Below are 26,806 nucleotides of genomic sequence, written 5' to 3' on the forward strand. Positions count from 1 at the left end.
GGGCGGCTCAGTGCTTGCCGTACTTTTCGTCCAGGCGCTTGTTCAGCGCCTTGCCCAGGACTTTTTCCTGCGAGTTCTGCGCGCGCCGGTTGGCGAGCTTGTTGGCGGCGCCGGCGACTTCGTCGCGCAGCTTGACGTAGCTGGCGAAGCGGCGCGGATCGAGCTTGCCGCTTTCGATCGCCGCGCGCACCGCGCAACCGGGCTCGCGTGCGTGCGAGCAGTCGCGGAACTTGCACTGTTCGGTCAGGGCTTCGATGTCGCTGAAGTTCTCGGCGACGTTTTCCTCGCCGGTGGGCTTGAGCTCGCGCATGCCCGGGGTGTCGATCAGGCAGCCGCCGGTGGGCAGCGGAATCAGCGCGCGGTGGGTGGTGGTGTGGCGGCCGCGGTCGTCGCTGCTGCGCACCGCGCCGGTCTTCATGCGCTGCGTCCCGAGCAGGGTATTGGTCAGGGTCGACTTGCCGGCGCCGGAGGAGCCGACCAATACGGCGGTGCGGCCGGGCCGCAACCAGGGATTGAGCGCGGCGACCGAGTCCGGGTCCTTGGCGTTGACCGCGCGCACGGCGATGTTCTGCGCAGCCAGCTCGATCAGGGTCGCCATCGCCTCGGGCAGGGTCTGGGGGTCGGCGGCCGCGGCCAGGTCGGACTTGGTCAGCACGATCACCGGCTCGGCGCCGCCGCTGACCAGCATCAGGTAGCGCTCGATCCGGCGCGGGTTGAAGTCCGCGTCCAGGCCGCAGACGATGAATACGGTGTCGACGTTGGCCGCGATCAGCTGCTGCTTGTAGTGCTCGCCGGCGGCGCCGCGCTTGATCGCGGTACGGCGGGGCAGCAGGGCGACGATCTTGCGGTTGCCGCCGTCGGCGCCCTCGATCAGGACCCAGTCGCCCACGCCCGGGCGCTGCTCGGGCGGGAAGCGCGGGCGCTGCCATTCCGGCAGGGATTCGACCGGGAAACCGCTTTCAGGGCCGTCGGCGACCACATAGCCGCTGCGGTGCTGCTCGATCACCCGCACCGGGCGGGCCGCCGGATGGGCCGCCAGCGCCTCGCGCCAGCTCGGCTCGGTCGGCAGCGACTCCCCGTCCGGCAGGGGCCAGCCGATCGCCAGCAGCGCGGTGAGTTCGGGGGTCAAGACAGGGCGGACGGGCTGTGCATGGCCGGATTCTACATAGGCGGCCGCGTCGGCGACGCCGCGATCGCCGCCGCGGATCGCTACGCAGCGCACAGAAGGCCGCGCCGCGGCGGCTGTTTCGGCACGCCGATTCGGCTAGTCTGGCGGGTATTCCGCTCAAAATACCGCCCCCGCAATGTCCCAGCCCCCCTTGAAGACCCGCGAACGCCTGTCCGAAGTCCGTTACGAAATCCGCGGCGAACTCGCTCGGCGCGCCCGCGAACTCGAGGCCCAGGGCCGCAAGCAGATCAAGCTCAACATCGGCAACCCCGGCGCGTTCGGTTTCCGCGCTCCCGAGCATCTGCAGCGCGCGATCGCCGAGCGCATCGCCGACACCGACCCCTACACCCACCAGCAGGGCCTGCCGGCCGCGCGCGAAGCCATCGCCGCGTTCCACAAGCAGCGCGGCACGCCCAACGCCTCGCCCGAGCGCGTGTTCGTCGGCAACGGGGTCAGCGAACTGATCGACCTCAGCCTGCGCGCCCTGCTCAATCCCGGCGACGAAGTGCTGCTGCCCTCGCCCGACTACCCGCTGTGGTCGGCCGCGACCATCCTCAACGACGGCCGCCCGGTGTATTACCGCTGCCAGCCGGAAAACGGCTTCCTGCCCGATCCGGACGAGATCGAGCAGCTGATCTCCAGCCGCACCCGCGCGATCGTGCTGATCAACCCCAACAACCCGACCGGCGCCGCGTATCCGCGCGAGCTGATCGAGAAGATCGTCGCCATCGCCGCGCGCCACAAGTTGCTGCTGATGTGCGACGAGATCTACGACTCCATCCTGTACGACGGCGCCCAGTTCACTCCGGTCGCGCCGATCGCCGGCGACCTGCCCTGCCTGAGCTTCGGCGGCCTGTCCAAGGTCCACCGCGCCTGCGGCTGGCGCGTGGGTTGGGCGGTGCTGTCCGGCGACCCGGTCGCCAGCGGCGACTTCCACCACGCCATGGACCTGCTCGGTGCGCTGCGCCTGTGCGCCAACGTGCCGGGCCAGTTCGCGATCGAAGCCGCGCTGCACGGCGAGGACACCATCACGCCGCTGTGCGCGCCGGGCGGCCGGCTGTACGAAGCGCGCCGCGCGGTGATCGAAGCGGTCGAGGCCAGCAAGCATCTGCAACTGGTCGCACCGGCCGGCGCGCTGTACGCCTTCCCGGCCGTGGTCGGCGCCGCCGCGCAGGGCTTCGACGATCACAAGTTCGCGCTGGAACTGCTGGAAACCGAGGACGTGCTGGTGGTGCCGGGCTCGAGCTTCAACGTGCCCTATCGCAATCATTTCCGGGTCACCCTGCTGCCGCAGCCGGAGGATTTGCGCGAAGTCTTCCACCGCATCGAGCGCGTGCTCGACCGCCATGCCGAACGCGCGGCGCAGAGCCAACGCGCCGCCGTCGCCTGAGCCGCGCCGTGGCCGTGCCGTTGCCGCTGCAGCCCTACCTCGCGCTCGGCGACAGCTACACCATCGGCGAGGCCGTGGAGGAAGCAGGACGCTGGCCGGTGCAACTGGCCCGCGCCCTGCGCGAGGAAGGCGCGACCCTGGCCTGGCCGCGCATCATCGCGACCACCGGCTGGACCACCGACGAACTGAGTTCTGCCCTGGACGCGGCCGAGCCGCTGGGCCGCTGGGAGCTGGTCAGCCTGCTGATCGGCGTCAACAACCAGTACCGCGCGCGCAGCGTCGCCAACTATGCCGGCGAGTACCGCGATCTGCTGCAACGCGCGATCCGCTACGCCGGCGACCGCCCGCAGCGCGTGCTGGCGATGTCGATACCGGACTGGGGCGTAACCGCGTTCGGCCGCAACGACGCGCGCGGCACGGCGACCATCGGCGCCGAGATCGACGCCTTCAACGACGCCGCGCGCGCACTGTGCGAGCGCCAGGGCGTGGCCTGGGTCGATATCACCCCGGTCTCGCGCGAACTCGGCGGCCAGGTCGCGATGCTGGCCGAGGACGGCCTGCATCCGTCGGCGGCGATGTACACGCAGTGGACGCAACTCGCGCTGCCGGTGGCGCGGCGCCTGCTCGCCGACGGCGCGCGTTGAAGCGAAGCGGGCCGCGATTTCCGTCGCGGCCGGCGCCGATGCCACACTGCACGCACGCGGCGACCGCGACCAGAGCAAACCAGCAGCGATGAACGACGCGACACAAGCGATGGCCAATGGACAGGCGATGCGGATCGCACGCGCGTTCCTGCCCGAGCATCCGCTCGGCAACCGCTGGGACTACTACTACAGCCGCGCCAAACTCGGCAGCGACCCGCTTTACCCCGGCGTCAGCGCGGCCCTGCGCGGCAGCCGCGCGCCCTTGCTGGACCTGGGCTGCGGCCTGGGCCTGCTCGCGCACACGCTGCGCGCCGACGGCATCCATCTGCCTTATCGGGGCGTCGACAGCGACGCCGGCAAGATCCGCCGCGCCACGCGCGCGGCCGCGCGCGCGGGGCTGCACGAGGCCCGCTTCGATACCGTCGACCTGGCCCGCGAAGTACCCGAACACCGCGGCAGCGTGGTGATACTGGATGTGCTCCAGTTCATTCCGGTCGATGCCCAGGCGCGCGCCATCGACGCCATGATCGCGATGCTGACCCCGGGCGCACGCCTGGTGATCCGCACCGGCCTGGCCGACGGCACCGGCCGCGCCCGGATCACTCACGTCGCCGACGTATTTTCGCGCGCCGTGGGCTGGATGAACGCGATGCCGCGCTACTACCCCGACGGCGACGCCTTGCGCGCACGCCTGCGCGAGGCGGCGCTGGAGGTGGAATTCACGCCGCTGTTCGGCAAGACGCCGTTCAACAATTGGCGGATCGTGGCGAGCAAGCCGGAGTAACGGCGGGGACGCCGCTCGGCTTCCTGTGGCAACGACGTGAACCGCCGGCTTCCTGTGGCAGCGGCGTAAGCCGCGAGCTTCCTGTGGGAGCGGCGTGAGCCGCGATTTCGATCCAGCCGAAGTGGCGCGATCGCGGCTTACGCCGCTCCCACAGAAAGCGTCGTCTTGGCCTTGGGGTAGTCGTCTTGGCCTTGGGGTAGGAGCGGCGTGAGCCGCGACCTGCGCATTCAGCCGGAGGCGCGTGGTCGCGACTTACGTCGCTCCTACCCCACTGCAGATGCGCAATCGCGGCCGCAGCGGCTGTTGCTTAGATAGCCTGCGGCAGCGTGCAGCGATAGCCGAGTGGGAGCGGCGTAAGCCGCCCTTTCGACCCGGCCGAAGCGGCGCGATCGCGGCTTACGCCGCTCCCACAGAAGGCACCGTCTTGGCTTTGGGGTAGGAGCGGCGTGAGCCGCGACCTGCGCATTCAGCCGGAGGCGCGTGGTCGCGACTTACGTCGCTCCTACCCCAGAGCAGGAATGCGCAATCGCGGTCGCAGCGGCTGTTGCTTAGATAGCCTGCGGCAGCGTGCAGCGGTAGCCGAGCTCGTTCAGCCGTTCCAGCAGCAGGCGCATCGTCTCGACATTGCGTCCATGCCCGGCGCCCTCGTGCATCAGCACGATCGCGCCCGGCGCCAGATTCGATTCGATCCGCGCCAACACCCGCTGCGGATCCGCCGCCACCGCATCGAAGCCGCGTGCCGACCACGCCACTCGGGCCAGACCATGCCGCCGCAGCGCCGCCGCGACGAAGGGGTTGGCCATCCCGACCACCGCACGGAACCAGCGCGGCGCGCGTCCCGTCAGCGCGGTCAGCGTCGCCTGCGCGTCGGCGACCTCCGCCGCCATGCGCCGGGGCGGCAGCGCCCAGAACCAGGCCGCGGGGTGGCTGTGGCTGTGGTTGCCGATGTCGTGGCCGCGGCGCGCGATCTCGCGTACCAGTTCCGGCTGCGCTGCGGCGCGGCGGCCGACCAGGAAGAAAGTCGCCTTGGCGCCGTGGGCGTCGAGCAGGTCCAGCATCGCCCGGGTGTCGGCCGAGGGGCCGTCGTCGATGGTCAGCCAGACCTCGCGCCGGTCGCCGTTCAGCCGCGACAGCACCGGGCTGAACAGGCGCGATTGCGGCCGCAGCGTGGCCCAGATCATCAGGCCATGGCTGAGCAGCAGCGCCGCCAGCCCGATCCGCCAGCCCAGCCCCCACCACAGCGCGATGACCGCCAGTTGCGAGGCGCCGAACAACCAGGCCCAGGCCCAGGGGCGGCGCGGCGGTCGATGCGGGGCGGAGACCGGAATCATGGACCGCATCTTAGCGGAGCGCCGTCCGGGCCTTGCGGCGCGCACGGCCCGCCCCCATGTCGCCGATACCTCACGTCCGGCGTCACACCATGTCCCTCGACCCCGCGCTGCGCACGCGCATCGACACCCTGCTCCAGTCCAACCGCGTCGTACTGTTCATGAAGGGCGCGCCGAACGCGCCGCAGTGCGGCTTCTCGGCCAAGGCCTCCGGCGCGCTCAATGCGCTGCTGCCGCAGGGCTACGCCCACGTCGACGTGCTGTCCGACCCGGAAATCCGCGAAGGCATCAAGCAGTACGGCGAGTGGCCGACCATCCCGCAGCTGTATATCGACGGCCAGCTGGTCGGCGGCAGCGACATCATCGAGCAGATGGCCGGCAGCGGCGAGCTGCACAGCGCGCTGGGCTTGCCCGCGCCGGACCGCAGCCCGCCGAAGCTGAGCATCAGCCCGGCCGCGGCGCAGATGCTGCGCGACGCGGTCGCCAACGCCGGCGACGGCTACGCGGTGCAGTTGGAAGTGGACGCGCGCCACAACGTGCGCCTGCAGTTGGCGCCGATCGACGCCAACGCGGTCGCGGTGGACGTCGAAGGCGTGCGCGTGCAGACCGACTGGGTCAACGCCCGCCGCGCCGACGGCGTGTCGATCGACTGGGCCGACGACGAACGCGGCCGCGGCCTGGTCATCACCAATCCGAACGCACCGCCGACCGTGCGCGCGATCGCTCCCGCCGACGCCCAGGCGCGCGTGCGCGAAGGCACGCTGCGCCTGATCGACGTGCGCCCGGCCGACGAGCGCGCGCAGGCCTCGGTCAACGTCGCCTACGACAGCTTCGATGCCGGCGTGGAAGCGCTGGAGGGGCTGCCCAAGGACGCTCCGCTGGCCTTCCTGTGCCATCACGGCGGTCGCAGCGCCCAGGCGGCGGAGCATTTCCGCCAGCTCGGCTTCCGCGAGATCTACAACGTCGAAGGCGGCATCGATGCCTGGGCCGACATCGACGGATCGATCCCGCGTTACTGAGCCGTCATCGGTTCGAGCGAAAACGGCCGCGGAATCCGCGGCCGTTTTTTTGCGAATCCGCGTTGCGGCGGATCGGGTCGGCATGGCACGAACCGTCGCCCGCTGAGGGAACGGGGTGAACCGCGATTTCGACGCAGCCGTAGCGATCCGATCGCGACTCACGTCGCTCCCACAAAAAGCCGGCGCGAAGCCTTGGGGTAGGAGCGGCGTGAGCCGCGATTTCGACGCAGCCGAAGYGACGCGATCGCGACTYACGTCGCTCCCACARAAAGCCGGYGCGAAGCCTTGGGGTAGGAGCGGCGTGAGCCGCGACCTGCGCAGGCGACCGCAGCGACGTGGTCGCGACTTACGTCGCTCCTACCCCGAAGCAACGTGAGCCGCGACCTGCGCAGGCGACCGCAGCGACGTGGTCGCGACTTACGTCGCTCCTACCCCGAAGCAAAACGCGACGGGAACGTTGCCGCCTTCTGTRGGAGCGGCGTGAGCCGCGATTTCGACGCAGCCGAAGCGACGCGATCGCGACTYACGTCGCTCCCACAAAARGCCGGCGCAAAGCCTTGGGGTAGACGCCTCAGCCCTTGAAGCCGCCGTTGTCGAGATAGGCCTGCTCCTCGACTGTGCTCTGCCGGCCCAAGGCCTGGTTGCGGTGCGGGAAGCGGCCGAAGCGCTCGATGATCTGCAGGTGCTGCAGCGCCCATTGCGCCGGGTCGGGGGCGCCCGCGCTGACCGGCAGCGTGCGATACAGCTCGACCGATCGGCGCTGGTCGTCCAGCGATTCGGAATGCTCGAACGGCAGATAGAAGAACGCGCGCAGCGCCGGATCGGTACGCTGATCGTCGCCGCGCGCGATCGCCTGGGTCGCGAACGCGCGCGCCAGCGGATCGGTGGCATAGGCGTGTGCGCTGCCGCGGAACACGTTGCGCGGGATCTGGTCGAGCAGGATCAGCAAGGCCAGGGCGCCGACCTCGCCCTGCTGCATCCAGTCGTCGTGGGCGCGGCAGGCGGCGCGGAAATGCGCTTCCAGGAAACCGGCACGGCAACGCGCATCGAAGCCGTCGTCGCGCTCGAACCAGCGCACGTAACCGGCGTCGCGCCAGAAATTGACGACGTCCTGGGCGGTCGGTTCGGTCATGGCATGGCCTCGCGGGTGGGAATGGGGAGCGCACGGTAACAGGTCGCGTGCGAAGCGTGCGCGATGCGCCCGGACACAGCGTTCCGCGACTCAGGCATCGTCGTCGCCGAGCTGGGTCTCGAGTTCGGTGATCCAGGCCGTGGTGATGCTCTCCAGCGTCACCGCGTGGATCAGGGGCCGGATCGAGCCGGTCGAGTAGGACTGCGAGATGAAACGCGCGTAGCGTTCGCGAAAGCCGAGCCAGGCGCGGTGCGCCTCCTCGAAGGTGGCGCGGCCGTCGCCGTCGAGCTGGCGGCGCAGGTGTTCGACCAGTCCCTGCAGACGCGCGTCCACTTGCTCGAACTCGGCGATCGCCTGCCGGTTCATGTCGTTCTGGCTCACGCCGTCGTCGTCGCTCTGGCGCGCGACTTCCTCGGCCTTGCTGAAGTAGTTGTCGGCCAGGCGCGCGGCGGTCTCGGCCTTGCCGATCAGGCGCGTCTCGAAACGACGCAGGTCGTCGAGGCTGGTGTTGCTGCCGTCCAGTCCCTGCTTGAGCGCGAGCAGTTTCTGCCCGCGCTCGATCGCATCGACGGTGCTGCGGCGCTCGACCCGACGCTGGACGAAATAGAACGTCCAGGTGAGGGTGGCGCCGATGAGGAGATAGATGACCTGTTCCATGGCGGTGTCCCGAAGCTGGACGCCAGTGTGCCCGGAGGAGGTCTCAGGGGGTGCGATGTGGGGTGCGCGGAGTCGCAGATTTGGCTAGATGAACGCTGTTTCTGCGATTTTCGGCGGCGCGGAGCACCGGCCATCCGGGCGGCGGCGCCTCCGATAATCGAGGCACCATCCTGTTGCGATTCGCTTCCAACTTCAGATGGTGAACTTGCGACGAACCTCGGCTCGCTCGTCATCGCCCCCGACAACCGCTGTTGCTGTTGCTGTTGCTGTTGCTGTTGCTGTTGCTGTTGCTGTTGCTGCGGCATTGAAATCCAGTGCCCCGCACTCGCCCGACCCCACTCAGACCCGAAGGGCGGCGCGCAGGACGCGCGCCGTTTTTCGAGGAACAGGATGTTCCTTCGAAAAATCCCCGCGCCACCTCCGATCTCGCCTAGCAAGAGAAAGTGACCCGCATGCGCAGCAGGCGGAAGCCGTTGACTTGAGAATCGAAACCTTCGTCGAACCTCGGAATTCGCAATCGCGGCTTACGCCGCTCCCACAGAAAGCAGAAAGCGAAGCCGATCCCGCATCGAAACTCATGCAGCGGCCAGAGGTCGTGGTCGCGGCTTACGCCGCTCCTACCCAAAAGATGGAGCGGGCCGTCGACGGGCCAAGCGATCGCGGCTTACGCCGCTCCCACAGAAAGCAGAAAGCGAAGCCGATCCGCATCGAAACTCATGCAGCGGCCAGAGGTCGTGGTCGCGGCTCACGCCGCTCCTACCCCAAGGCTAGAGTGGAACAGGCGCGGCCGCCGGACTGGCGATCGCGGCTCACGCCGCTCCCACAGAAGGCAGAAGCGGCGAATCGGAAGCGGAACCCCATCGGAAGACGAAGTTCGCGGTCGCGGCTTACGCCGCTCCCACAGTAGGCAGAAAGCGGAAGGAGGATCCGAAGCGAACCTCCCCCACCCAGCCGGCCAAAACTACTCGTCGAACCGCAGATGCCGCACCGACTTGCCATGCCGCCGGATCAACTTCAGCGCTTCGATGCCGACGTTGATGTGATTGTCCACGTACTCCGCGCTGACCTTGGCATCCGAAGCTTCGGTTTTCACGCCTTCCGGAATCATCGGCTGATCCGACACCAGCAGCAGCGCGCCGCACGGAATCCGGTTGGCGAAGCCCGCGGCGAAGATCGTCGCCGTTTCCATGTCGATCGCCATGCAGCGCATCGCGCGCAGACGTTCCTTGAAGGCCTCGTCGTGTTCCCAGACCCGACGGTTGGTGGTGTAGACCGTACCGGTCCAGTAGTCGTGGCCGAGGTCGCGGATCATGGTCGAGACCGCGCGCTGCAGCGCGAACGCCGGCAGCGCCGGGACCTCCGGCAGCAGGTAGTCGTTGGAGGTGCCCTCGCCGCGGATCGCGGCGATCGGCAGCACCAAGTCGCCCAGTTCGTTCTTGCGCTTGAGGCCGCCGCACTTGCCCAGGAACAGCACCGCCTGCGGCATGATCGCCGACAGCAGGTCCATCATGGTCGCCGCGTTCGGGCTGCCCATGCCGAAGTTGATCATGGTGATGCCGTCCGCCGTGGCGCTGGGCATCGGCTTGTCCAGGCCGACCACTTCGGCGCCGGTGAGGCGGGCGAAGGTGTGCAGGTAACCGCCGAAGTTGGTCAGCAGCACGTGCTGGCCGAACTGGTCCAGGGGCACGCCGGTGTAGCGCGGCAGCCAGTTCTCGACGATCTGTTCTTTGTCTTTCACGGTCGACAGCCTTTTCTAGTTGTTGTGTGCCTATTGTGGCACCGCCCATGACTATCGTCAGGGTTGGCGGCACCCGGGGGGCCGGCTAGGGTTCGGGGCTGTGCTTGCCGTCTCTTTGGGGAAAACCATCATGCTTCGACCCTTGCTGGCCGGCTGCGGCCTGGCGCTGCTGGTCGGCGCCGTGCACGCGGCGCCGCCCGCGCCGGCGTCCGGCTCGCGCTACACCCAGGACCCGTATCCCAGCACCTACCGGCCGATCGCCTCGGGCCCGGTGCTGCTGCAGCACGCGACCGTGCTGACCGGTACCGGCCAGCGCCTGAACGACGCCGACGTGCTGATGCAGGGCGGCAAGGTGGTCGCGGTCGGTACCGGCCTGGACGCGCCGGCCGATGCCGCCCGCGTCGACGCGCGCGGCAAATGGATCACCCCCGGCCTGATCGACGTGCACTCGCACCTGGGCGTGTATTCCAGCCCCGGCGTCAGCGCCCATGGCGACGGCAATGAGATGACCAGCCCGGTCACCCCCAACGTCTGGGCCGAGCATTCGGTCTGGCCGCAGGACCCGGGCTTCGCCGCGGCCATGGCCGGCGGCATCACCACCATGCAGGTGCTGCCGGGCTCGGCCAACCTGATCGGCGGCCGCGGCGTCACCCTCAAGAACGTGCCGGCCACGACCTACCAGGCGATGAAGTTCCCGGGCGCGCCCTGGGGCCTGAAGATGGCCTGCGGCGAGAATCCCAAGCGCGTCTACGGCGGCCGCAACACCTCGCCGGGCACGCGCATGGGCAACGTCGCCGGCTACCGCGCGGCCTTCATCGACGCCAGCGAGTACGTGCGCAAGAACACGCCCAAGGCCGAGCAGCCCAAGAAGAAGCGCAGCTGGTGGCAGAGCTCGTCCAACGGCAACGGCAACGGCAATGGCGCCGCTGCCGACAGCGACAAGGACGCTGGCGGCAAGCGCGACCTCAAGCTCGACACCCTGGCCGGCGCGATCAAGGGCGACATCCTGGTCCACATCCATTGCTACCGCGCCGACGAGATGGCGACCATGCTCGACCTGGCCAAGGAGTTCGGCTTCAAGGTCAGCGCTTTCCACCACGCCGTGGAGGCGTACAAGATCGCCGACCGCCTGGCCGCCGAAGGCGTCTGCGGCGCGCTCTGGGCCGACTGGTGGGGCTTCAAGATGGAAGCCTTCGACGGCATCCAGGAAAACATCGCCCTGGTCGACCGCCCGCAGAACAGCTGCGCGATCGTGCACTCGGATTCGCAGGAAGGCATCCAGCGGCTCAATCAGGAGGCGGCCAAGGTGATGGCGCACGCCAAGCTCGTCGGCATCGACATCCCGCCTGAGCGCGCGATCCGCTGGCTGACCCAGAACGCCGCCAAGTCGCTGGGCGTGCTCGACCAGACCGGCACCCTGGAGCCCGGCAAGATGGCCGATGTGGTGGTCTGGAACGGCAATCCCTTCAGCGTCTACGCCAAGGCCGAACAGGTCTACGTCGACGGCGCGCGCATCTACGACCGCAACGACCGCAATCGCCAGCCGACTTCGGACTTCCTGCTCGGCCAGGGCGCACGCGCCGCCGGAGGTGCGCCGTGAGCCGCGCCAAGGCCGCGCGTCGCGGCCCGACGCGTCGCTGCGCTGCGCTGTTGGCCGCCTGCGCGCTCGCCCTGCCCGGCGTCGCCTTCGCCCAGAACGTGCTGATCCGCAACGCCACCGTCCATACCGCCACCGCGCAAGGCACGCTGCAGGGCGCCGACGTGCTGATCGGCAACGGCCAGGTGCGCGCGATCGGCAAGGGCCTGGCCGCTCCGGCCGGGACCCAGATCGTCGAAGCCGAGGGCCGGCCGCTGACGCCGACCCTGTTCGGCGGCATCACCGAGATCGGCCTGGAGGAAGTCTCCGGCGAGAAATCGACCGTCGACCGCACCGTGGCGCTCGGCGCCGAGACCAAGGAAATGACGGTGCGGCCGGAGTTCGACGTGACCCTGGCCTACAACCCGGAGTCGGTGCTGATCCCGGTCACCCGTATCGAAGGCATCGGCTGGACCCTGCTCGGCGCGGGCACCGCGACCGGCGGTTCGATCGTGGCCGGCCAGGGCGGCGTCATGCGCCTGGACGGCGGCCCCGACCCGATCGGCGCGCGCGTGCTGTTCGTGAAGCTCGGCGGCGACGCCGCCGGCCTCAGCGGCAATTCGCGGGCGGCGCAGTGGATGATCCTCGACCAATTGATCGCCGAAGCGCGCGGCCGCATCGGCCCCGACGCCAACGTGGCGCTGCTGACGCCGGCCGGGCGCGCGACGCTGGCGCGCTACCTCGGCGGCGGCGGCCGGGTGATGGTCGGCGTGGACCGCGCCGCCGACATCCGTCAGCTGCTGCGCTGGTCGGCGCGCCACGGCGTGCGCATCGCCATCGCCGGCGGCGCCGAGGCCTGGAAGCTCGCGCCGCAGCTGGCCGCGGCCAAGGTGCCGGTGTTCGTCGACCCGCTCGCCAACCTGCCCGGCGACTTCGACCAGATCGGCGCGACCATGGAAAACGCCGCGCGCCTTCGCGCGGCGGGCGTCGCGGTCGGTTTCAGCCAGAGCGGCGACGCCTCGCACAACGCGCGCAAGATCCGCCAGCTCGCCGGCAACGCGGTCGCCGCCGGTCTTCCCTGGGACGACGGCCTGGCCGGCCTCACCCGCGTGCCCGCCGAAGCGCTCGGCGTCGCGGGCGAAGTCGGCACGATCGCGCCGGGCCGCCGCGCCGACGTGGTGCTGTGGAGCGGCGACCCGCTCGAAGTCAGCAGCGTCGCCCTGCAGGTATGGATGAACGGCCGCGCGATCGAGATGCGCAGCCGCCAGACCGAACTGCGCGATCGTTATATGCGTCCCGAAAACGGTTTGCCGCGCGCGTATCCGGCGCCGTCGGGGCGGTAAGCGGCTATCGATGCAGCGGGCCGCGATGCGGTTCGCTGCATTGGCTGTGCTTTGCGATGGCGCTCCGCGCCGAGCGCTCGTTCTTGCGTAGGGTGCGGTGACAACCGCACCGAACGACGCCGCATCCGACATGGCGCGATGCGGTTCGCCGTGCTCACCACATCCTACTGCGGCGTGGCCCCCTCTCTGGCGCCGAAACCGGCCTAGACCGGCCCGTTGATGACCGCCTCGATGGCGTGGCCGTCGGGATCGATCAGGAACGCTGCGTAGTAGTGAGGGCCATAGTCCGGGCGCAGACCCGGCTGGCCATTGTCCGCGCCTGCGACCGCCAAGGCCGCCGCATGGAACCGGTCGACCGCCGCGCGCGACGGTGCGGCGAACGCCAGATGAAATCCCGGTCCCGGCACGGCCGAGCCGGGGCGGAGCTTGAGACAGAGCTTGTCCTCTCCGTCCTCGACCCCGTAGCCGATGGCGGTATCGTCTTCAAACACACGCCTGTAGCCCAAGGCGCCCAGCGCGGCGTCGTAGAACGCGCCCGCCTTCTGCAGGTCGGCGACGGCAATGGAAAGGTGATGCAGCATGGAAACGGGCCTGAGGTTTGATGCAGCCGAGTCGTGCAGCGCTTCCGTGAATCGCTAAGGCGCAGTCCGCCGCAATCGGAACACGTCTCACCGCATAGGGAATATCGCGTCCAGAGCTTGAATCCGGCAGCACCGCGCAGGAGTCCGCGCGCGCGGCATCAGACCAACGTCGTAACGACGCTGGCCAAGTAGCACGCCAGCGAGAGGCCGATGCCGATCAGCGGACTGCTGAACCAGTACATCTTGGCCGTCACGAAAAGCCCGCCCAGGGTCAGAAAACCCACCGTCAGCAGGTACGGCGAGGAGAACAGCAGGCCGCCGTGCGCCACCGCCAGGTAACCGTAGATCAGGCCGTACAGCATCGCGGCCATGCTGTGGCTGATGTTGAACCCGATCCAGCAGTCCCACATCGACGTTTGCCGGGTGATGCCCGGCGAAACCTCGCGCATGCGCGCCTCCAGCGCGGGATCGCGCGGCCTGAGCTTGGGCCCGACGAAGGTCAGAACCAGATGCAGCGTACCCAGCGCAAGCAATACCACCGCGCTGGCAACCATCAATACCGTAGTTAGCACAAGCTCTTCCTTAGCAGATCCGCATCGGGCCGACTCGCATCGAAGCCGAACCGGCTTGAATGAACCGTCGCATCGCAGGTCAAGGTTTAGCGTAGACCATGGCGATTAGGTCTGCGAACCCAAGCCAATCGGGCCACGAACGGCTCAGGCCCGCATAGAGGGCCGGCCTGCGCCTTCGGCAAGCAGATTACTCGCCTATGGTCGGATAATCGATGATCCACAGCCATGCGCCGTCTTCCTGTCGCCGCGCGACCTTGGAACACAGGGTGCCATTGGGGTAGCGGCGCCAATCATTGCTTAAATGCCCTTAGCATCGGCATAGGCGATCCAGGCGCCGCAGATCGCGACGAAATAGAGCAGGCCTGCGATCGAAAACACTTGCGACCGGCGCAGTTGCGGATGGCGCCGCCCTACGTCCGCGGCATACGCCAATAAACCCATCCTGCCGATGCTGCGGCCGTCCTTATTGGCTTGCTCGACGATCAGCATGAAGTGATGGATGGCGAAGACGAAGGGAAGCCAGAGAACGGCCTGGGCGATCGCAACCACCAGGGCCACCGGATATCCAAACGGTTCGGCGCCGAAAGCTTTGACGAGCACGGGCTGCACGTCCGCGGAAAATGCAGTGCCGACGATCAGGACGTATATGAGGGCCGGAAGGACATAGCTCGTTTTGCTTCTTTGAGTCATCGACGACGATCCTCGAATTGTCAGGCTTCGCCATGCCCGGAGGCGCCGCGAGCTTTTGCATACATCTCTCTTCCAATCGAGATAACCGCGGCCGTAATACTCCCCCTCTTGAACTAATTCTAATTGCCGAACAACGCTTCCGTCAGAGACCGCGCGACACCGCTGTGCCAGAGCCAGCCGACCGCCGCGAGATTGGCCACCACGGTGAACCAGAAAACCGACTGGAACGACGCCTTTACGGTCTTGTGGCGCGATTGTTGCTGGGCGATGAGCGCGCCGGGCCAGCCGCCGAGCATGTCCACGAAATGCAAGGTGCTTTCCGGAGTGCGGCGCATGCCCTTGCCGGCGGCGGCCTTGTCGACTGTGTACATGACGTAGGACAGGCAGCTGAGGAGTGCGTACCCCGCTGCAATCACGGCGGGAAGGACGCCCAGCAGCGTTACGGCCGCGGCCGCCAGCAGAAAGATGATGCCGATGGCCGCCCTCGGCACCGGCTTGGATGGCTTTCGTTTTTCGATCTTTTGGCCAGCGAATCGTACCTCTATCGCATTCGTTCGGCCTCGACCGTCTTTTTCCGTCGAGTACGAGATCAGGTCGCCGTCCACCGGGCGACGCGACCCGAACTGGAACGCCTTGATATGAACGAAGGCGCGGTGTCCGCCGCCATGCGGCACGACAAAGCCATAGCCCTTGTCTTCGTTCCAATCCGAGAGTCGCCCTACCAGTCTCATAGGAGGTCCAATGCCTGGCCAAATCGTGAGTCACTTCGCCCGGGTTCCCATCGCCTGAGAGCGTGGGAAGGTTGAGTGCTTGCTGGTAGAGGCTGGAGAGGTGCTGGAGCGCAACCGTCGCCTCGTTCTCGTGCGAGAAAGAGCCTCCCTCGGCCCAAGCGCAGAACCGTTCTGCAGCCTCCGCAAAATGTTGAACCCGCTGAATCATCTACGCAGGACCCGTGACTTGAACCAAGCAACATCGCGAAGCGGCTTGGGATAGTGTGCCGCCGAGTTATCGCGTCATGAAGGACCGTCTAGGGAACCTTCTCCGTCGTGGCGCATTCCGCCGCCACCAAGCTTAGCGCCCTGTTCTTCGCTGCCGCCAGTTCGACACGAAGGTCGAGGCCCGACCAGGTATCGTTGAACTGCTCGACTTTGAGCAAGCGACGTTCCAGCTCAGCGAATTGCTCGTTTATCGTTTCGGCCGACTCAGCGCACGCGCCCTGCTTGAGCCCTCGTGCGACTTGGGCACTGTCGTTTTCGAACACGGCAATCTGTCGTTCATAGCAGGCGCCCAGGATGTTTCCGCATCCGCCGAATGAGCACTCCTTGCGGGCCTGCTCGGATTCCTTGAGGCAAGCTTGATATTCGTCCGCCGCAGCGGATCGGAGCTCCCCTGCATGGACTAGGCCGGCGGGTGCAGCGAGCACGATGGTCAGTAGTAGCTTCTTCATGACCACCTGTCGCTTACGCCTCGACCTGGGTGCGATCGTTCTAGGTGTGCCATTGGACTCGATTGAGCTTGGCCGGGGCTAAGCTGCGCCGGCTTGAATGAAGTAGCGGGCACTGTAAGCGGACCCAGAGAGGCGGTAAACACGCACCGCAGCGCGCCCGTCAAACCGCGCTCGCCTGCGCATCCAGCAACACCACCCGATTGCGTCCCTCGTGCTTGGCCCGGTACATCGCTGCGTCGGCGCGCTGGATCAGGGTCGCGGCGCTGTCTTCGGGGCCGCACTCGACCACGCCGATGCTGAGTGTCAGCGCGACCTTGACGCCCTTGACCTCGCAGCAGCGGCGCTCGACCTTGCGCCGGATCTGTTCGGCGGTATCGAGCGCGACCGCGTTGCCGACGCCCGGCAGCAGCAACAGGAACTCTTCGCCGCCGATGCGGCCGAGCTGGTAGATCGGCATGGTCTCGGAATGGATGCTCTCGGTGACCGCGCACAGGCAGGCGTCGCCGACCGGGTGGCCGTAGGTGTCGTTGATGGCCTTGAAGTGGTCCAGGTCCAGGAACAGCACCGACAGGGGCTGGCGCTTGCGGCGCGAGTCGGCCACGGCGCGGTTGAGGCGGGTGATGATGCCGGCGCGGTTGAGCACGCCGGTCAGAGCGTCGTGTTCGGCGTGCAATTGGGCCACGTCGCGTTCGCGGCGGAAGGTCAGCATGCGGTCGGCCAGGCCCAGCACCAGCACCACCGCGGCGAAGGCCTGCATCACCGGCAGGCCGTATTCGAGCAGCGACGTCAGCGGCACGCCGGCGCTGAGCTGCATGGCGCGCGCGGTCGACACCACCACCAGCGGGACCCAGGCGATCAGCACGAAACCGGCGTGGCGGCCGCCGCGCAGCCAGACCGTGCCCAGGGTCGCCACCGCCAGCAGGTTGGCCAGCATCAGCAGGCCATTGCCCAGCAGCGGGAACCAGGCCTTGTTCGCCGGCCACGGCGACACCAGCCCGACCAGCAGCAGCAGCAGCGGCAGCCAGGCGCCGACGATCAGCAATGCGCGGGTCAGCCAGGGCGCGCGCGGGCGCAGCTCGGCGAACTCGATCAGGAACAGCACCGTGACTATCGTCGAGGAGGTGGCGACGAACCAGATGCCGGCGACACCGAACCGCCCCAGCCAGGCCAGGATCGGCAGCGTGTAGGCATCGCCATAGGCGCACAGCACGTACAGCAGCTGCAGCAGCATGCTGGCCGAGAACAGCAGATAGACGCGCTCGCGCAACTGCGCCCAGAACAGCAGCACCACCAGCGACACGCCGACCAGGATGCCCATGCTCAGCCAGAGCATGCGCACGTGGCGGTGGTCTTCGACCGCGTAGTCGGCGCTGGAACGCACCGCGATCTGCAAGGGGTAGCGCGCGCCCTCCACGCCCACGTACACCGGCCCGGCGGCGCTCAGCGGAAAGGCCAGCGCGCGCCGCGAATGGCTGGGCTCGGCTTCGGGGTCGAAGATGCTGGCGTGGCGGGCGCGGTAGTCGGGCGGGGCCAGCACGGTGATGCGGGCGCTGTAGGGGTGGTAGATCAGCAGCACGCGCGGCTCTTCCGAAGACTCCGGGCGCAGGCGCCACCAGCCGCGGCCGCTCTGGGCGCCGGCCAGCTGGAGGGTGGAAGGCTGGGTCTGGTAGGCAGAATCGGGCAGCGCGCGCAGGGCCTCGGCCGAGGCCGGCGGCGCTTGCGCCAGGCGTTCGACGCGCACGATGCCGACCGCCCACGCCGGCACGCAGACTGTGCACAACACCAGCCAGGCCGCGATCCAGATCCGTTTCATCGGGCTCCCCGCGTCCGCCCCAGTGTCGGCCGCGCCGGTGCGCGCCACAAGCCCCTGCGCGACGTATGCTGGCGGCATTTCGCCCCCGGCACGCAGGAAGCTACCGATGTCATCGTTGTCATTGCCGCCACTGATCCTGGCCGCCGCGATCGCGCTGCAGCCGCCCGGGCAGTTTCACGGCGACGAGCCGGTCGCCCGCGACGGCGAAACCTGGCTGGCGCTGCGCGCCTCGGCCGAAAGCGCCTCGCTGACCCCGACCCGGCTACGGGTGCAAGCCAGCGAGGACCCGATCCTGGACGCGCCCGGCCAGACCAGCGGCCGGCGCGTGTCTTCGGCGCTGGAACCGGACCCCGACGCCGAGGGCGCCCAGGTCGTAGCCTACCTGCGCGGCGGCGCGCTGGCCGCGGGCGCGGTGAGCCCGGCCCGCATCCTCGAACGCAGCCAAGGCGTCGCTCCGCCGGGCTATCGCATCGACCTCGCCGGCCGGGACCATCGCATCCGCACCCAGTGCACGCCCAAGCGCGGCAGCCAGGCCTACGCACGCGACTGTGCCGTGGTGCTGGTCGCGCCCGACGGGGCGGAACAGGTGCTGATGCGCGTGGAAGGCCGGCGCGAGGCGGACCTCCTCCTGCTCGGCGACGACGCCTCGCCGGAGCTGCTGTTCGCCGGCGACCTCGATCGCGACGGCCGGCTCGACCTGATCTTCGATGTCAGCGATCACTACAACGTAACGCGACCGACGCTGTTTCTGTCGTCGCAGGCCAGGGACGGCGAACTGCTGCACGCGGTGTCCACCTACGAATCCGTCGGCTGCTGAAGCCGCCCGTCCCTGTTCCGGAGCAAGACCCCATGACCCTGCCTCCCGTCGACTTCAACTGGCTGGCGGTGATCGCCGCCGCCGCGTCCGCGTTCCTGCTCGGCGGGATCTGGTACGGGCCCTTGTTCAAGAAGGCCTGGTGCCGCGAGGCCGGAGTCGATCCGGATTCGGCGCCGCGCCATCCGGCGCGGATCTTCGCCGTCGCCATCGTCTGCAGCCTGCTGTCGGCGGTGATCTTCGCCGCGATGATGCCCAGCGGCGCCGGCGCAGCCGACGGTTTCGGGCTCGGCTTCGTGGTCGGCCTGTTCTTCGTGGCGATGAGCTTCGGCATCAATTACGCCTTCGCCCAGCGCAGCCTCAAGCTGTGGATGATAGACAGCGGCTACCACATCCTGCAGTTCATCCTGTACGGGGTGATCCTGGGCGCCTGGCGCTGAGGGCCGCGGACATGACGAGCATCGACTGGTACTTCGATTTCATTTCGCCGTTCTCCTACCTGGCCTGGCAGAAAGTGAAGGCGCTGCCGGCGACGACCGCGTCGCTGCGGCCAGTGCCGATCGTGTTCGGCGCGGTGCTGGCCGCATGCGGCCAGAAGGGCCCGGCCGAGATCCCGGGCAAGCGCGAATTCACCTACCGCCACGTGCTGTGGCAGTCGCGCCAGGAAGGGGTGACGCTGCGCTTCCCGCCCGCGCATCCGTTCAATCCGCTGCCGGCGCTGCGCCTGTGCGTGGCCGCCGGCGCCACCGCCGAAGCGGTCGACGCGGTGTTCGACTGGATCTGGGGCCAGGGCCACGCCGGCGACAGCCTGGAGGCGCTGGCGCCGCTGGCCGCCGCGCTGGGCGTGGACCCGGCCGCGATCGGCAGCGACGCCACCAAGGCCGCGCTGCGCGCCAACACCGAGGCCGCGATCGCCGCCGGCGTCTACGGCGTGCCGACCCTGGTCTTCGACGGTGCGATGTTCTGGGGCAACGACGCGCACGCGTTCGCCCTGGCCGCGCTGCACGATCCGGGCGTGCTCGACGACCCGGAGATGCGCCGGGTCGGCACGCTGCCGGCGGCGGTCCAGCGCCAAGGCTGAACGCCGCGCCGGAGCCGTTCAGGGGCGTAGACACACCCTTGTCGCATGCCGGGTATGCTGCCGGTCACAATTCGAACGTCTTGGCGCCAACACCCGGGGGGGGACTATGCGCATCGGACTCGTCGTCGACTCGGCTTGCGATCTGCCGTTGGAGTACCTGCAGCAGCACGATATCCATCTGCTGCCGATCACCGTGCGGATCGGAGAGGCCGTGCTGGCCGACCACCGCAACGAACAGGCCACCCTGCACTTCCTCAACACCCACCTGGGCGAACGCGGCTTCGAGGCCGAGACCACGCCGTTCACCGTGCAACAGGTGCGCGACCTGTTCGTGAGCCAGCTGGCGATCGACTACGACTACGTGTTCTGCATGACCATCACCCGGACCCGCAGCCCGGTCTACGACAACGCCAACCAGGCCAGCTTCGCGATCCTCAACGATTACAAGCCCATACGCAGCGCCGCCGGCAACAACACCCCGTTCGCGCTGCGGGTGATCGACACCCAGAACCTGTTCGCCGCCCAGGGCATCCTGCCGGTCGAAGCCGCGCGCCTGCGCGACGCCGGCGAGGGCGCGCCCAAGATCCGCGCACGCCTGGAAAATCTGGCCCTGCACACCCACGGCTATCTGATTCCTCGCGATCTCAACTACATGCGCCAGCGCACCCGCATCCGCGGCGACCGCAGCGTGAGCTTTCTCAGCGCGACCCTGGGCACGGCGCTGGACATCAAGCCGGTGCTGCATTGCAACCGCGGCGAAACCGGGCCGGTGGCCAAGATCAAGGGCTACGACGCGGCCGCGCAGAAGCTGTTCGACTACTGCGGCAAGCGCGTGCGCGAAGGGCTGATGACCCCGACCATGTGCCTGAGCTACGGCGGCGAGCTCGCGGAAATGCGCGCCCTGCCCGGCTACGAGCGCCTGCGCGAGGTCTGCGCCGAACACAACGTCGAGCTGTTCGAGAGCGTGATGAGCCTCACCGGCATGGTCAACATCGGCAAGGGCGCCGTCGCCGCGGGCTTCGCCGCCGAGGGCGGCAGCAAGTTCGACGCCTGAGCCGCGCCCGACGCGCGCCCCAGGACGCAGCGCCGCGGCGGCGTGCCGGATCGGGCTGCTGCGCCCAAACACGACTTTATGCCTAGGGTCATGCGCGGCCGTGCGGGTTAGGCTCGGGACCTCGTCCGCTCGAACCCGACTCGATGCCCAGCCACCGCCTGCTCGTCCTTGCGCTCGCCAGCGCCCTCGCCGCCGCTCCAGCGCTCGCCCAGAACCCGCCCGCGCCGCAGCCCACACCACCGCCGCAGCCCGCGCCGCAGGACAAGGACCAGGCCGACAAGCCGCGCGACCAGCTCGAACAGGACGCCCTGGACCCGGCCGGCAACGATCCGGCGCACGCCTCGGCCCAGACCGCCAAGGGCGCGAGCAAGCCCGGCGAAGCCAAGGACGAGAAGAAGTGGGACGTCTCGGCCGCGCACGGCCCGACCAAGAGCGTGCGCTTCGAAACCGACGAAGGCACCTGGATGGACGTGGACGTTTCGCCCGACGGGCGCGAAGTCGCGTTCTCCCTGCTCGGCGACCTCTACCGCCTGCCGATCGCCGGCGGCGCCGCCCAGCGCGTGACCAGCGGCCCGGCCTGGGATGTGCAACCGCGCTGGTCGCCCGACGGCCGCGAGCTGGCTTTCACCTCCGACCGCGGCGGCGGCAACAACCTCTGGCGCATCCGCAGCGACGGCAGCAACGCGGTGCAGGTGACCAAGGAAGACTTCCGCCTGCTCAACAACCCGGCCTGGACCCCGGACGGCCGCTTCCTGATCGGCCGCAAGCACTTCACCGGCGAACGCTCGCTGGGCGCCGGCGAGTTGTGGCTGTACCACACCGCCGGCAGCGGCGGCCTGCAGCTGACCAAGCAGAAGAACGACCAGCAGGACCTGGGCGAACCGGCGGTCTCGCCCGACGGCCGCTACGTCTATTACTCCGAGGACGTCAGCGACGGCCCGTCGTTCCAGTACAACAAGAACGTCCACGACACGATCTACGCGATCAAGCGCCTGGACCGTCAGACCGGCGACAGCGAAACCCTGATCTCCACCCCCGGCGGCGCGGTGCGGCCGCAGCCCTCGCCCGACGGCAAGTCGCTGGCGTTCGTGAAGCGCGTGCGCGACAAGTCGGTGCTGCACGTGATGGACCTGGCCAGCGGCGAAGTGCGCCCGGTCTGGGACGGCCTCTCGCACGATCAGCAGGAAGCCTGGGCGATCTTCGGCCCCTACGCCAACTTCGACTGGACGCCGGACTCGCGCGCGGTGGTGATCTGGGCCCAGGGCAAGCTGTGGCGCGTCGACATGGCCAGCGGCAAGGCGAGCAATGTGCCGTTTACCGCCCAGGTCGATCAGACCGTGACCGCGCCCTTGCGCTTCGAACAGACCCTGGACGAAGGCCGCTTCACGCCGAAGATGATCCGCGACGTCGCCACCAGCGCCGACGGCAAGACCCTGATCTTCCACGCCGTCGGCCACCTCTGGCGCAAGCGCCTGCCCGACGGGGCGCCCGAGCGCCTGAGCCGCGACGAGAGCCATTACGAGTACCAGCCCAGCTTCAGCGCCGACGGCCGCAAGCTGCTGTACACGACCTGGTCCGACCAGGACCTGACCGCGATCTACGTGGCCGACGCCAACGGCGGCGGCGCGCGCAAGATCAGCCGCGAGCCGGGCTTCTACTACGGCCCGCGCTTCTCGCCGGACGGCCGCCGCATCGCCTACGCCAAGAGCGGCGGCGGCGGCCTCACCGGCAGCCTGTGGTCGCGCGATCAGGGCATCTATGTGATGCCGGCCGACGGCGGCGCCGCGGTGCGCGTGGCCGAGAGCGGCGAATCGCCGCAGTTCAGCGCCGACGGCAGCCGCGTCTACTACCTCACCGGCGGCGGCCTGAAGAAGAAGCTGATGTCGGTCGGCCTGCACGGCGAGGATCCGCGCGAGGTCTACAGCCTGAAGTACGTCGACGCGGTCAGCATCAGTCCGGACGGCAACTGGATCGCCTTCACCGAACTGTTCAACGCCTACGTCGCGCCGCTGGTCGCCACGGGCAGCGCGGTCGAACTGTCCAAGGACAGCAAGGCCATGCCGGTGACCCAGGTCAGCGCCGATGTCGGCAGCTATCTGCACTGGAGCGCGGATTCGAAGTCGCTGCACTGGATGGTCGGCGACCGCTACCACTCGCGCGACCTGCGCCAGAGCTTCGCCTTCCTGCCCGGCGCACCCAAGGACCTGCCCAAGCCGAGCAACGACGGCGGCATCGCGGTCGGCCTGAGCGTGGCGGTGGATGCGCCCAAGGACACCGTCGCCTTCACCCACGCCCGCATCGTCACCATGCGCGACGCGGAGAAGACCCAGGAGGTGATCGAGGACGGCACCCTCGTGGTCCGCGGCGACACCATCGTCGCGATCGGGCCTTCGTCGTCGGTGGCGATCCCGGCCGGCGCGCGCAGCATCGACGCTAGCGGCAAGACCATCGTGCCGGGCTATGTCGACGTGCACGCGCACGCCGCGCACTTCGGCCAGGGCGTGGTGCCGCAGCAGAACTGGGCCTACTACACCAACCTCGCCTTCGGCGTGACCACCATGCACGACCCCTCGGCCACCACCGAGTTCGTGTTCTCCGAGGCCGAACTGGTCAAGACCGGGCGCATGGTCGGCCCGCGCGTGTTCTCCACCGGCACCATCCTGTACGGCGCCGACGGCGACTTCAAAGCCGTGGTCAATTCGCTGGAGGACGCGCGCAGCCACCTGCGCCGGATGAAGGCCAACGGCGCGTTCTCGGTCAAGAGCTACAACCAGCCGCGCCGCGAACAGCGCCAGCAGATCGATCAGGCCGCGCGCGAACTGGGCATGCTGGTGGTCGAAGAAGGCGGTTCGACCTTCCACCACAACATGACCATGGTGCTGGACGGCGTCACCAGCGTCGAACACAACCTGCCGGTCGCGCCGCTGTACAAGGACGTGATCGAACTGTGGCGCCAGACCGACGTGCGCAACACCCCGACCCTGGTGGTGAGCTACGGCGGCACCTCGGGCGAGTACTGGTGGTACGCGCGCGACAACGTCTGGGAAGACAAGAAGCTCAACCGCTTCTTCCCGCGCGAGACCCTGGACGCGCGCTCGATCCGGCGCGAGATCGCGCCGGACTGGGATTACTGGCATATCGAGGTCGCCAAGTCGGCCAAGAAGATGCGCGACGCCGGCATCAAGATCCAGGTCGGCGGCCACGGCCAGTTGCAGGGCCTGTCGCCGAACTGGGAGATCTGGTCGCTGACCCAGGGCGGCTTCAGCAACTTCGAAGCGCTGCGCGCCGCCACCATCGACGGCGCCGACCTGCTCGGCCTGTCCAAGCAGCTGGGCTCGCTGGAAACCGGCAAGCAGGCCGATCTGGTGGTGCTCAACGACAATCCGCTGCAGAACATCCGCGCCACCGCCGACACGCGCTACGTGATGGTCGACGGCCGTTTGTTCGACGTCGACGCCGACATGGCCGAGATCGGCAATCGCGGCGAGAAGGCGCCGAACTTCTACTGGCAGCGCCACCGCGATGGCCAGACCTTCGGCGTCGAGTTCGGCCCGACCGCGGTCTGCCATTGCCCGAAGGGCCACGGCGCGCACGTGCACCTGGATTGAGGCGCGGCTAGTGCGGCGGCGCGGCGCCGGACGCGCCGATCCGCCGCGCCAGGAACAGCCATTCGCCGGGGCTCGGGTCGGGATCGCCCGGTTCCGCCGGATCGGCGAGCGCCTGCAGCCTCAAGCCGCAGGCGCCCAGCAAAGCCGGCAGTTCGGTGCGGTCGCAGCCCCATAGGAAGGGTTCGCCGCGGCGTCGCAGCCAAGGGCGAACCCAGGCGTGCTCGCGGCGGAATCCTGGCAGGCCGTCGCGGGTTTCCATCGCGGTGGCCACGATGGCAGGGCTCGCCAGCTCTTGTGCCAGGCGACTCAACAGAGCCCGCGCCTGCGGCCACGATAGATACATCAATACGCCCTCTGCGACGCACAGGGTCGGGCGGCCGGCGTCGAATTCGGCGCAGTCGCGCAAGGTCGCCAGCGGATCGGCGTGCATGAGGTCGGTCGCCAGCAGGTGCAGACGCGGCGGATGCAGGCTCAGCTGTTCCAGCGCCCGGCGCTTGATCGCGACGCTGACCTCGCGGTCGAGCTCGAACACGTGCAGGTCGGGATGCCTCCGCGCCAACGCGCAGCCCAAGCCGTCGTAGCCGGCGCCGATCAGCAGCAGCTGCGCGCTGCCATCGATGCAGGCCTGTCCCGCCCACTGCGCGATGCGGCGCTTCCGCCACGCGTAGTGCGCGCGCAGGCCCGGCAAGAGCAGGCGCTCCAGCGGCGCCAGCAGGATGCGTCCGGGCGCGCTGTCGACCAGCCTCAGCAAGCCCGGACCACCGCCCCCGCACAGGCGCAGACAGGCGCGCGCGATCGCCGCATCCTCGGCGCCGGGATCGCCGCGCGCACGCTGCACCGTCGCGGCCGCCACCAGCATGGACGTGGACACAGAACTCATCGGTCGCCGTCCGCGAACAAGGCTTCGTAGTGGCGGTACCAGTCGCTGTCCCAACGCCGGTCCGGGTCGAGTTCGCGCTTGCGGCGCAGGAACTCGGGGAACTGCGGATAGGCCGCCTCGACCTGCGCGCGCGTGGCATGGCGGTGATAGGTGAGGTAATAGCAACCGCCGTAGCGCAGCGCGTCGTCGATCAGGGCGCGGAACGCCGTGGCCGCCGCCTGCCGCCCGTCCGCGTCGTGACGCACGTGCAGGTTGAACACGATGCAGGCCCAGTCCTCGCGCGCCCAGGCCAGCACGCTGGTCGGATCGCGCGTCACCAGCCGCACGGTGCCGTAGATCGGCTGCGCGCGATGGCGGCGCAGACTGTCGGCGGCGGCGCCCATGAACTCCGCCAGCCGCGATCGCGGTACGTACAGTTCGGTGATCATTTCCGAACCGCAATGACCCAGCGCCGCGTCGATCGGGCGGTGATAGCCGTCCAGGTACACGCCCGACTGTTGGGCATCGGACAGATAGTGCTGGCCGTGGCTGGCCAAGTAGAAGTCCGCGTACTCGCGGAAGGCGCGGCTGGGATCGGTATGCGCCAGGTGCAGCAGATGGGCGAAATCCTGGGCGCGCAGATGGCGGTGCGCCGACTCGCTGGCCGCCTCGTCTTCGGGAACGGGGCGGTAGCAGGACACGATGCCCAGATCGAGGAAGTCGTCGCTGCGCGGGTCGATCGCGAACTGGAAGTCGCCGTAACTGCAACCCTGCGCGATCGCGGTCTCCAGCCGCGCCGTCAGCGCGCCCACGCGCAGCAGCTCGACTTCGCGGCGCAATCGCGTACGCGGCACCAGCCGCAGGGTGAGTTGCGCGACCAGACCGAACAGACCGTAGCCGCCGGCGGCCAGCGCGAACCAGTTCGCATTGCGAAGGCGGTCGGCGACCATCGGCTCGCCGCGATGGTCGATCAGCACGATCGACTCCACGTCTTCGACGAAGGGGGCGAACGCGAGGCCGCGGCCGTGGATGTTGGATGCGAACGCGCCGCCGATGCTGAAGTCGTCGGCGCCGGTCTGCTTCTGGCGGATGGTCCACGCCTTCGGATTGGCCGGATGGCGCGCCAGCCAGTCCAGTACCGCCGGCCAGCGCACGCCGGCCTGCACCGTCAGCAGACCGCGCTCGGGATCGAAATCGACGATCCGATCCAAGCCGCCCGTGTCCAACAGCCAGCCGTCGGACAGGAACTGCTGGCCGCCCATCGCATGGCGCGCGCCGACCGCGATGGTCGAGCGGCCGTGACGCGCGCAGTCGCGCACCGCCTGGCAGGCCTCATCCAGCGTTCGTGGGCGGAGCAGGCCGGCGACGGAGGTGGCGTTGAGGCCGGAATGGACGTCGTTGAGCTGGATCGGCGCGGCGACGGCGGGCGCACTCGTGGTTCGCATGGATCGGACCGATGGGAAGGCAGATCGGACCTTGCCGGTGGGTATCGACAGGCGCAACCGCAA

Annotated in this window: 24 protein-coding genes; 11 read left to right on the forward strand and 13 right to left on the reverse strand. The window is 68.7% G+C overall.

Annotation, left to right across the window (positions count from 1 at the left end; all coding sequences use genetic code 11):
- Positions 1–7 precede the first annotated feature (7 nt).
- Positions 8–1,129: a ribosome small subunit-dependent GTPase A gene (gene rsgA, locus ASE10_RS06845; RefSeq protein ID WP_055904920.1), complete on the reverse strand. Its 1,122-nt coding sequence runs from the start codon at positions 1,127–1,129 to the stop codon at positions 8–10.
- Positions 1,130–1,304: 175 nt separating this feature from the next.
- Here rsgA and ASE10_RS06850 point away from each other — a divergent pair, with 175 nt between their 5' ends.
- From ASE10_RS06850 to ASE10_RS06860, 3 genes are all read left to right on the forward strand, one after another.
- Positions 1,305–2,558, forward strand: a complete 1,254-nt coding sequence (locus ASE10_RS06850) for a pyridoxal phosphate-dependent aminotransferase (protein WP_055904874.1) — start codon at positions 1,305–1,307, stop codon at positions 2,556–2,558.
- An 8-nt stretch (positions 2,559–2,566) separates the two neighbouring features.
- On the forward strand, positions 2,567–3,202 hold the full coding sequence (locus tag ASE10_RS06855) for an SGNH/GDSL hydrolase family protein (RefSeq protein ID WP_235565845.1): 636 nt from the start codon (positions 2,567–2,569) through the stop codon (positions 3,200–3,202).
- A 109-nt stretch (positions 3,203–3,311) separates the two neighbouring features.
- Positions 3,312–3,986, forward strand: a complete 675-nt coding sequence (locus tag ASE10_RS06860) for a methyltransferase domain-containing protein (protein WP_055904926.1) — start codon at positions 3,312–3,314, stop codon at positions 3,984–3,986.
- A 548-nt stretch (positions 3,987–4,534) separates the two neighbouring features.
- On the opposite strand, the gene ASE10_RS06865 is transcribed toward ASE10_RS06860, so the two are convergent.
- Positions 4,535–5,317, reverse strand: coding sequence for a polysaccharide deacetylase family protein (locus ASE10_RS06865; protein WP_055904877.1), 783 nt, complete (start codon positions 5,315–5,317; stop codon positions 4,535–4,537).
- 89 nt (positions 5,318–5,406) lie between these two features.
- Here ASE10_RS06865 and grxD point away from each other — a divergent pair, with 89 nt between their 5' ends.
- Positions 5,407–6,333: a Grx4 family monothiol glutaredoxin gene (gene grxD / locus ASE10_RS06870; protein WP_055904881.1), complete on the forward strand. Its 927-nt coding sequence runs from the start codon at positions 5,407–5,409 to the stop codon at positions 6,331–6,333.
- Between the two features lie 571 nt (positions 6,334–6,904).
- Here grxD and ASE10_RS06875 read toward each other — a convergent pair.
- The 3 genes from ASE10_RS06875 to ASE10_RS06885 all read right to left on the reverse strand — a co-directional run bounded on the left by ASE10_RS06875 (position 6,905) and on the right by ASE10_RS06885 (position 9,860).
- On the reverse strand, positions 6,905–7,465 hold the full coding sequence (locus ASE10_RS06875; RefSeq protein ID WP_055901763.1) for a DUF924 family protein: 561 nt from the start codon (positions 7,463–7,465) through the stop codon (positions 6,905–6,907).
- A 90-nt stretch (positions 7,466–7,555) separates the two neighbouring features.
- Complete coding sequence (locus ASE10_RS06880; protein ID WP_055901768.1) at positions 7,556–8,122, reverse strand: lysozyme inhibitor LprI family protein; 567 nt, start codon at positions 8,120–8,122, stop codon at positions 7,556–7,558.
- 961 nt (positions 8,123–9,083) lie between these two features.
- Complete coding sequence (locus ASE10_RS06885; RefSeq protein WP_055901770.1) at positions 9,084–9,860, reverse strand: AMP nucleosidase; 777 nt, start codon at positions 9,858–9,860, stop codon at positions 9,084–9,086.
- A 130-nt stretch (positions 9,861–9,990) separates the two neighbouring features.
- Here ASE10_RS06885 and ASE10_RS06890 point away from each other — a divergent pair, with 130 nt between their 5' ends.
- Both ASE10_RS06890 and ASE10_RS06895 read left to right on the forward strand, forming a co-directional pair.
- Positions 9,991–11,460, forward strand: a complete 1,470-nt coding sequence (locus ASE10_RS06890) for an amidohydrolase (RefSeq protein ID WP_055901771.1) — start codon at positions 9,991–9,993, stop codon at positions 11,458–11,460.
- A 47-nt stretch (positions 11,461–11,507) separates the two neighbouring features.
- Positions 11,508–12,779 carry an amidohydrolase family protein gene (locus ASE10_RS06895; protein ID WP_157481103.1) on the forward strand — a complete coding sequence of 424 codons (1,272 nt, stop codon included), beginning with the start codon at positions 11,508–11,510 and terminating at the stop codon, positions 12,777–12,779.
- A 203-nt stretch (positions 12,780–12,982) separates the two neighbouring features.
- On the opposite strand, the gene ASE10_RS06900 is transcribed toward ASE10_RS06895, so the two are convergent.
- The 6 genes from ASE10_RS06900 to ASE10_RS06925 all read right to left on the reverse strand — a co-directional run bounded on the left by ASE10_RS06900 (position 12,983) and on the right by ASE10_RS06925 (position 17,882).
- On the reverse strand, positions 12,983–13,360 hold the full coding sequence (locus ASE10_RS06900; RefSeq protein ID WP_055901777.1) for a VOC family protein: 378 nt from the start codon (positions 13,358–13,360) through the stop codon (positions 12,983–12,985).
- 158 nt (positions 13,361–13,518) lie between these two features.
- Positions 13,519–13,932: a hypothetical protein gene (locus ASE10_RS06905; protein WP_055901780.1), complete on the reverse strand. Its 414-nt coding sequence runs from the start codon at positions 13,930–13,932 to the stop codon at positions 13,519–13,521.
- 297 nt (positions 13,933–14,229) lie between these two features.
- Entirely contained in the window at positions 14,230–14,622 is a 393-nt protein-coding gene (locus ASE10_RS06910; RefSeq protein WP_055901782.1) for a hypothetical protein, read from the reverse strand.
- A 119-nt stretch (positions 14,623–14,741) separates the two neighbouring features.
- Positions 14,742–15,353: a DUF1294 domain-containing protein gene (locus ASE10_RS20965; protein WP_056100739.1), complete on the reverse strand. Its 612-nt coding sequence runs from the start codon at positions 15,351–15,353 to the stop codon at positions 14,742–14,744.
- Between the two features lie 296 nt (positions 15,354–15,649).
- Positions 15,650–16,069, reverse strand: coding sequence for a hypothetical protein (locus ASE10_RS06920; RefSeq protein ID WP_055901785.1), 420 nt, complete (start codon positions 16,067–16,069; stop codon positions 15,650–15,652).
- Positions 16,070–16,229: 160 nt separating this feature from the next.
- Positions 16,230–17,882 (reverse strand): diguanylate cyclase, encoded by a 1,653-nt coding sequence (locus ASE10_RS06925; protein WP_056306059.1) that lies wholly within the window; start codon positions 17,880–17,882, stop codon positions 16,230–16,232.
- Between the two features lie 106 nt (positions 17,883–17,988).
- Here ASE10_RS06925 and ASE10_RS20545 point away from each other — a divergent pair, with 106 nt between their 5' ends.
- The 5 genes from ASE10_RS20545 (at position 17,989) to ASE10_RS06950 (ending at position 24,439) form a co-directional block, all read left to right on the forward strand.
- A complete protein-coding gene (locus tag ASE10_RS20545; protein ID WP_162255253.1) occupies positions 17,989–18,699 on the forward strand; it encodes a hypothetical protein in 711 nt (236 codons plus the stop codon).
- Positions 18,700–18,731: 32 nt separating this feature from the next.
- Positions 18,732–19,136: a DUF1761 domain-containing protein gene (locus ASE10_RS20550; protein ID WP_055901793.1), complete on the forward strand. Its 405-nt coding sequence runs from the start codon at positions 18,732–18,734 to the stop codon at positions 19,134–19,136.
- 11 nt (positions 19,137–19,147) lie between these two features.
- Positions 19,148–19,777 carry a 2-hydroxychromene-2-carboxylate isomerase gene (locus tag ASE10_RS06940; protein WP_055901796.1) on the forward strand — a complete coding sequence of 210 codons (630 nt, stop codon included), beginning with the start codon at positions 19,148–19,150 and terminating at the stop codon, positions 19,775–19,777.
- 106 nt (positions 19,778–19,883) lie between these two features.
- A complete protein-coding gene (locus ASE10_RS06945) occupies positions 19,884–20,831 on the forward strand; it encodes a DegV family protein (protein WP_055901800.1) in 948 nt (315 codons plus the stop codon).
- A 143-nt stretch (positions 20,832–20,974) separates the two neighbouring features.
- Positions 20,975–24,439: an amidohydrolase family protein gene (locus ASE10_RS06950; protein ID WP_082559601.1), complete on the forward strand. Its 3,465-nt coding sequence runs from the start codon at positions 20,975–20,977 to the stop codon at positions 24,437–24,439.
- 7 nt (positions 24,440–24,446) lie between these two features.
- On the opposite strand, the gene ASE10_RS06955 is transcribed toward ASE10_RS06950, so the two are convergent.
- Both ASE10_RS06955 and ASE10_RS06960 read right to left on the reverse strand, forming a co-directional pair.
- Positions 24,447–25,319 (reverse strand): class I SAM-dependent methyltransferase, encoded by an 873-nt coding sequence (locus tag ASE10_RS06955; RefSeq protein WP_082586063.1) that lies wholly within the window; start codon positions 25,317–25,319, stop codon positions 24,447–24,449.
- Entirely contained in the window at positions 25,316–26,743 is a 1,428-nt protein-coding gene (locus ASE10_RS06960) for an FAD-binding oxidoreductase (RefSeq protein WP_055901806.1), read from the reverse strand. The genes ASE10_RS06955 and ASE10_RS06960 overlap by 4 nt, the downstream gene beginning before the upstream one ends.
- Positions 26,744–26,806: the final 63 nt, after the last annotated feature.

The sequence above is a fragment of the Lysobacter sp. Root76 genome, assembly GCF_001428685.1.
Lineage (GTDB): Bacteria > Pseudomonadota > Gammaproteobacteria > Xanthomonadales > Xanthomonadaceae > Lysobacter.

What these genes read in the sequence shown, in the direction of transcription:
- ASE10_RS06850 (WP_055904874.1), top strand. Translation starts at nt 1,305, where the DNA reads ATGTCCCAGCCCCCCTTGAAGACCCGCGAACGCCTGTCCGAAGTCCGT.
- ASE10_RS06860 (WP_055904926.1), top strand. Translation starts at nt 3,312, where the DNA reads ATGGCCAATGGACAGGCGATGCGGATCGCACGCGCGTTCCTGCCCGAG.
- ASE10_RS06865 (WP_055904877.1), bottom strand. Translation starts at nt 5,317, where the DNA reads ATGATTCCGGTCTCCGCCCCGCATCGACCGCCGCGCCGCCCCTGGGCC.
- grxD (WP_055904881.1), top strand. Translation starts at nt 5,407, where the DNA reads ATGTCCCTCGACCCCGCGCTGCGCACGCGCATCGACACCCTGCTCCAG.
- ASE10_RS06875 (WP_055901763.1), bottom strand. Translation starts at nt 7,465, where the DNA reads ATGACCGAACCGACCGCCCAGGACGTCGTCAATTTCTGGCGCGACGCC.
- ASE10_RS06880 (WP_055901768.1), bottom strand. Translation starts at nt 8,122, where the DNA reads ATGGAACAGGTCATCTATCTCCTCATCGGCGCCACCCTCACCTGGACG.
- ASE10_RS06890 (WP_055901771.1), top strand. Translation starts at nt 9,991, where the DNA reads ATGCTTCGACCCTTGCTGGCCGGCTGCGGCCTGGCGCTGCTGGTCGGC.
- ASE10_RS06900 (WP_055901777.1), bottom strand. Translation starts at nt 13,360, where the DNA reads ATGCTGCATCACCTTTCCATTGCCGTCGCCGACCTGCAGAAGGCGGGC.
- ASE10_RS06910 (WP_055901782.1), bottom strand. Translation starts at nt 14,622, where the DNA reads ATGACTCAAAGAAGCAAAACGAGCTATGTCCTTCCGGCCCTCATATAC.
- ASE10_RS20965 (WP_056100739.1), bottom strand. Translation starts at nt 15,353, where the DNA reads ATGAGACTGGTAGGGCGACTCTCGGATTGGAACGAAGACAAGGGCTAT.
- ASE10_RS06920 (WP_055901785.1), bottom strand. Translation starts at nt 16,069, where the DNA reads ATGAAGAAGCTACTACTGACCATCGTGCTCGCTGCACCCGCCGGCCTA.
- ASE10_RS06925 (WP_056306059.1), bottom strand. Translation starts at nt 17,882, where the DNA reads ATGAAACGGATCTGGATCGCGGCCTGGCTGGTGTTGTGCACAGTCTGC.
- ASE10_RS20545 (WP_162255253.1), top strand. Translation starts at nt 17,989, where the DNA reads ATGTCATCGTTGTCATTGCCGCCACTGATCCTGGCCGCCGCGATCGCG.
- ASE10_RS20550 (WP_055901793.1), top strand. Translation starts at nt 18,732, where the DNA reads ATGACCCTGCCTCCCGTCGACTTCAACTGGCTGGCGGTGATCGCCGCC.
- ASE10_RS06940 (WP_055901796.1), top strand. Translation starts at nt 19,148, where the DNA reads ATGACGAGCATCGACTGGTACTTCGATTTCATTTCGCCGTTCTCCTAC.
- ASE10_RS06945 (WP_055901800.1), top strand. Translation starts at nt 19,884, where the DNA reads ATGCGCATCGGACTCGTCGTCGACTCGGCTTGCGATCTGCCGTTGGAG.
- ASE10_RS06950 (WP_082559601.1), top strand. Translation starts at nt 20,975, where the DNA reads ATGCCCAGCCACCGCCTGCTCGTCCTTGCGCTCGCCAGCGCCCTCGCC.
- ASE10_RS06955 (WP_082586063.1), bottom strand. Translation starts at nt 25,319, where the DNA reads ATGAGTTCTGTGTCCACGTCCATGCTGGTGGCGGCCGCGACGGTGCAG.
- ASE10_RS06960 (WP_055901806.1), bottom strand. Translation starts at nt 26,743, where the DNA reads ATGCGAACCACGAGTGCGCCCGCCGTCGCCGCGCCGATCCAGCTCAAC.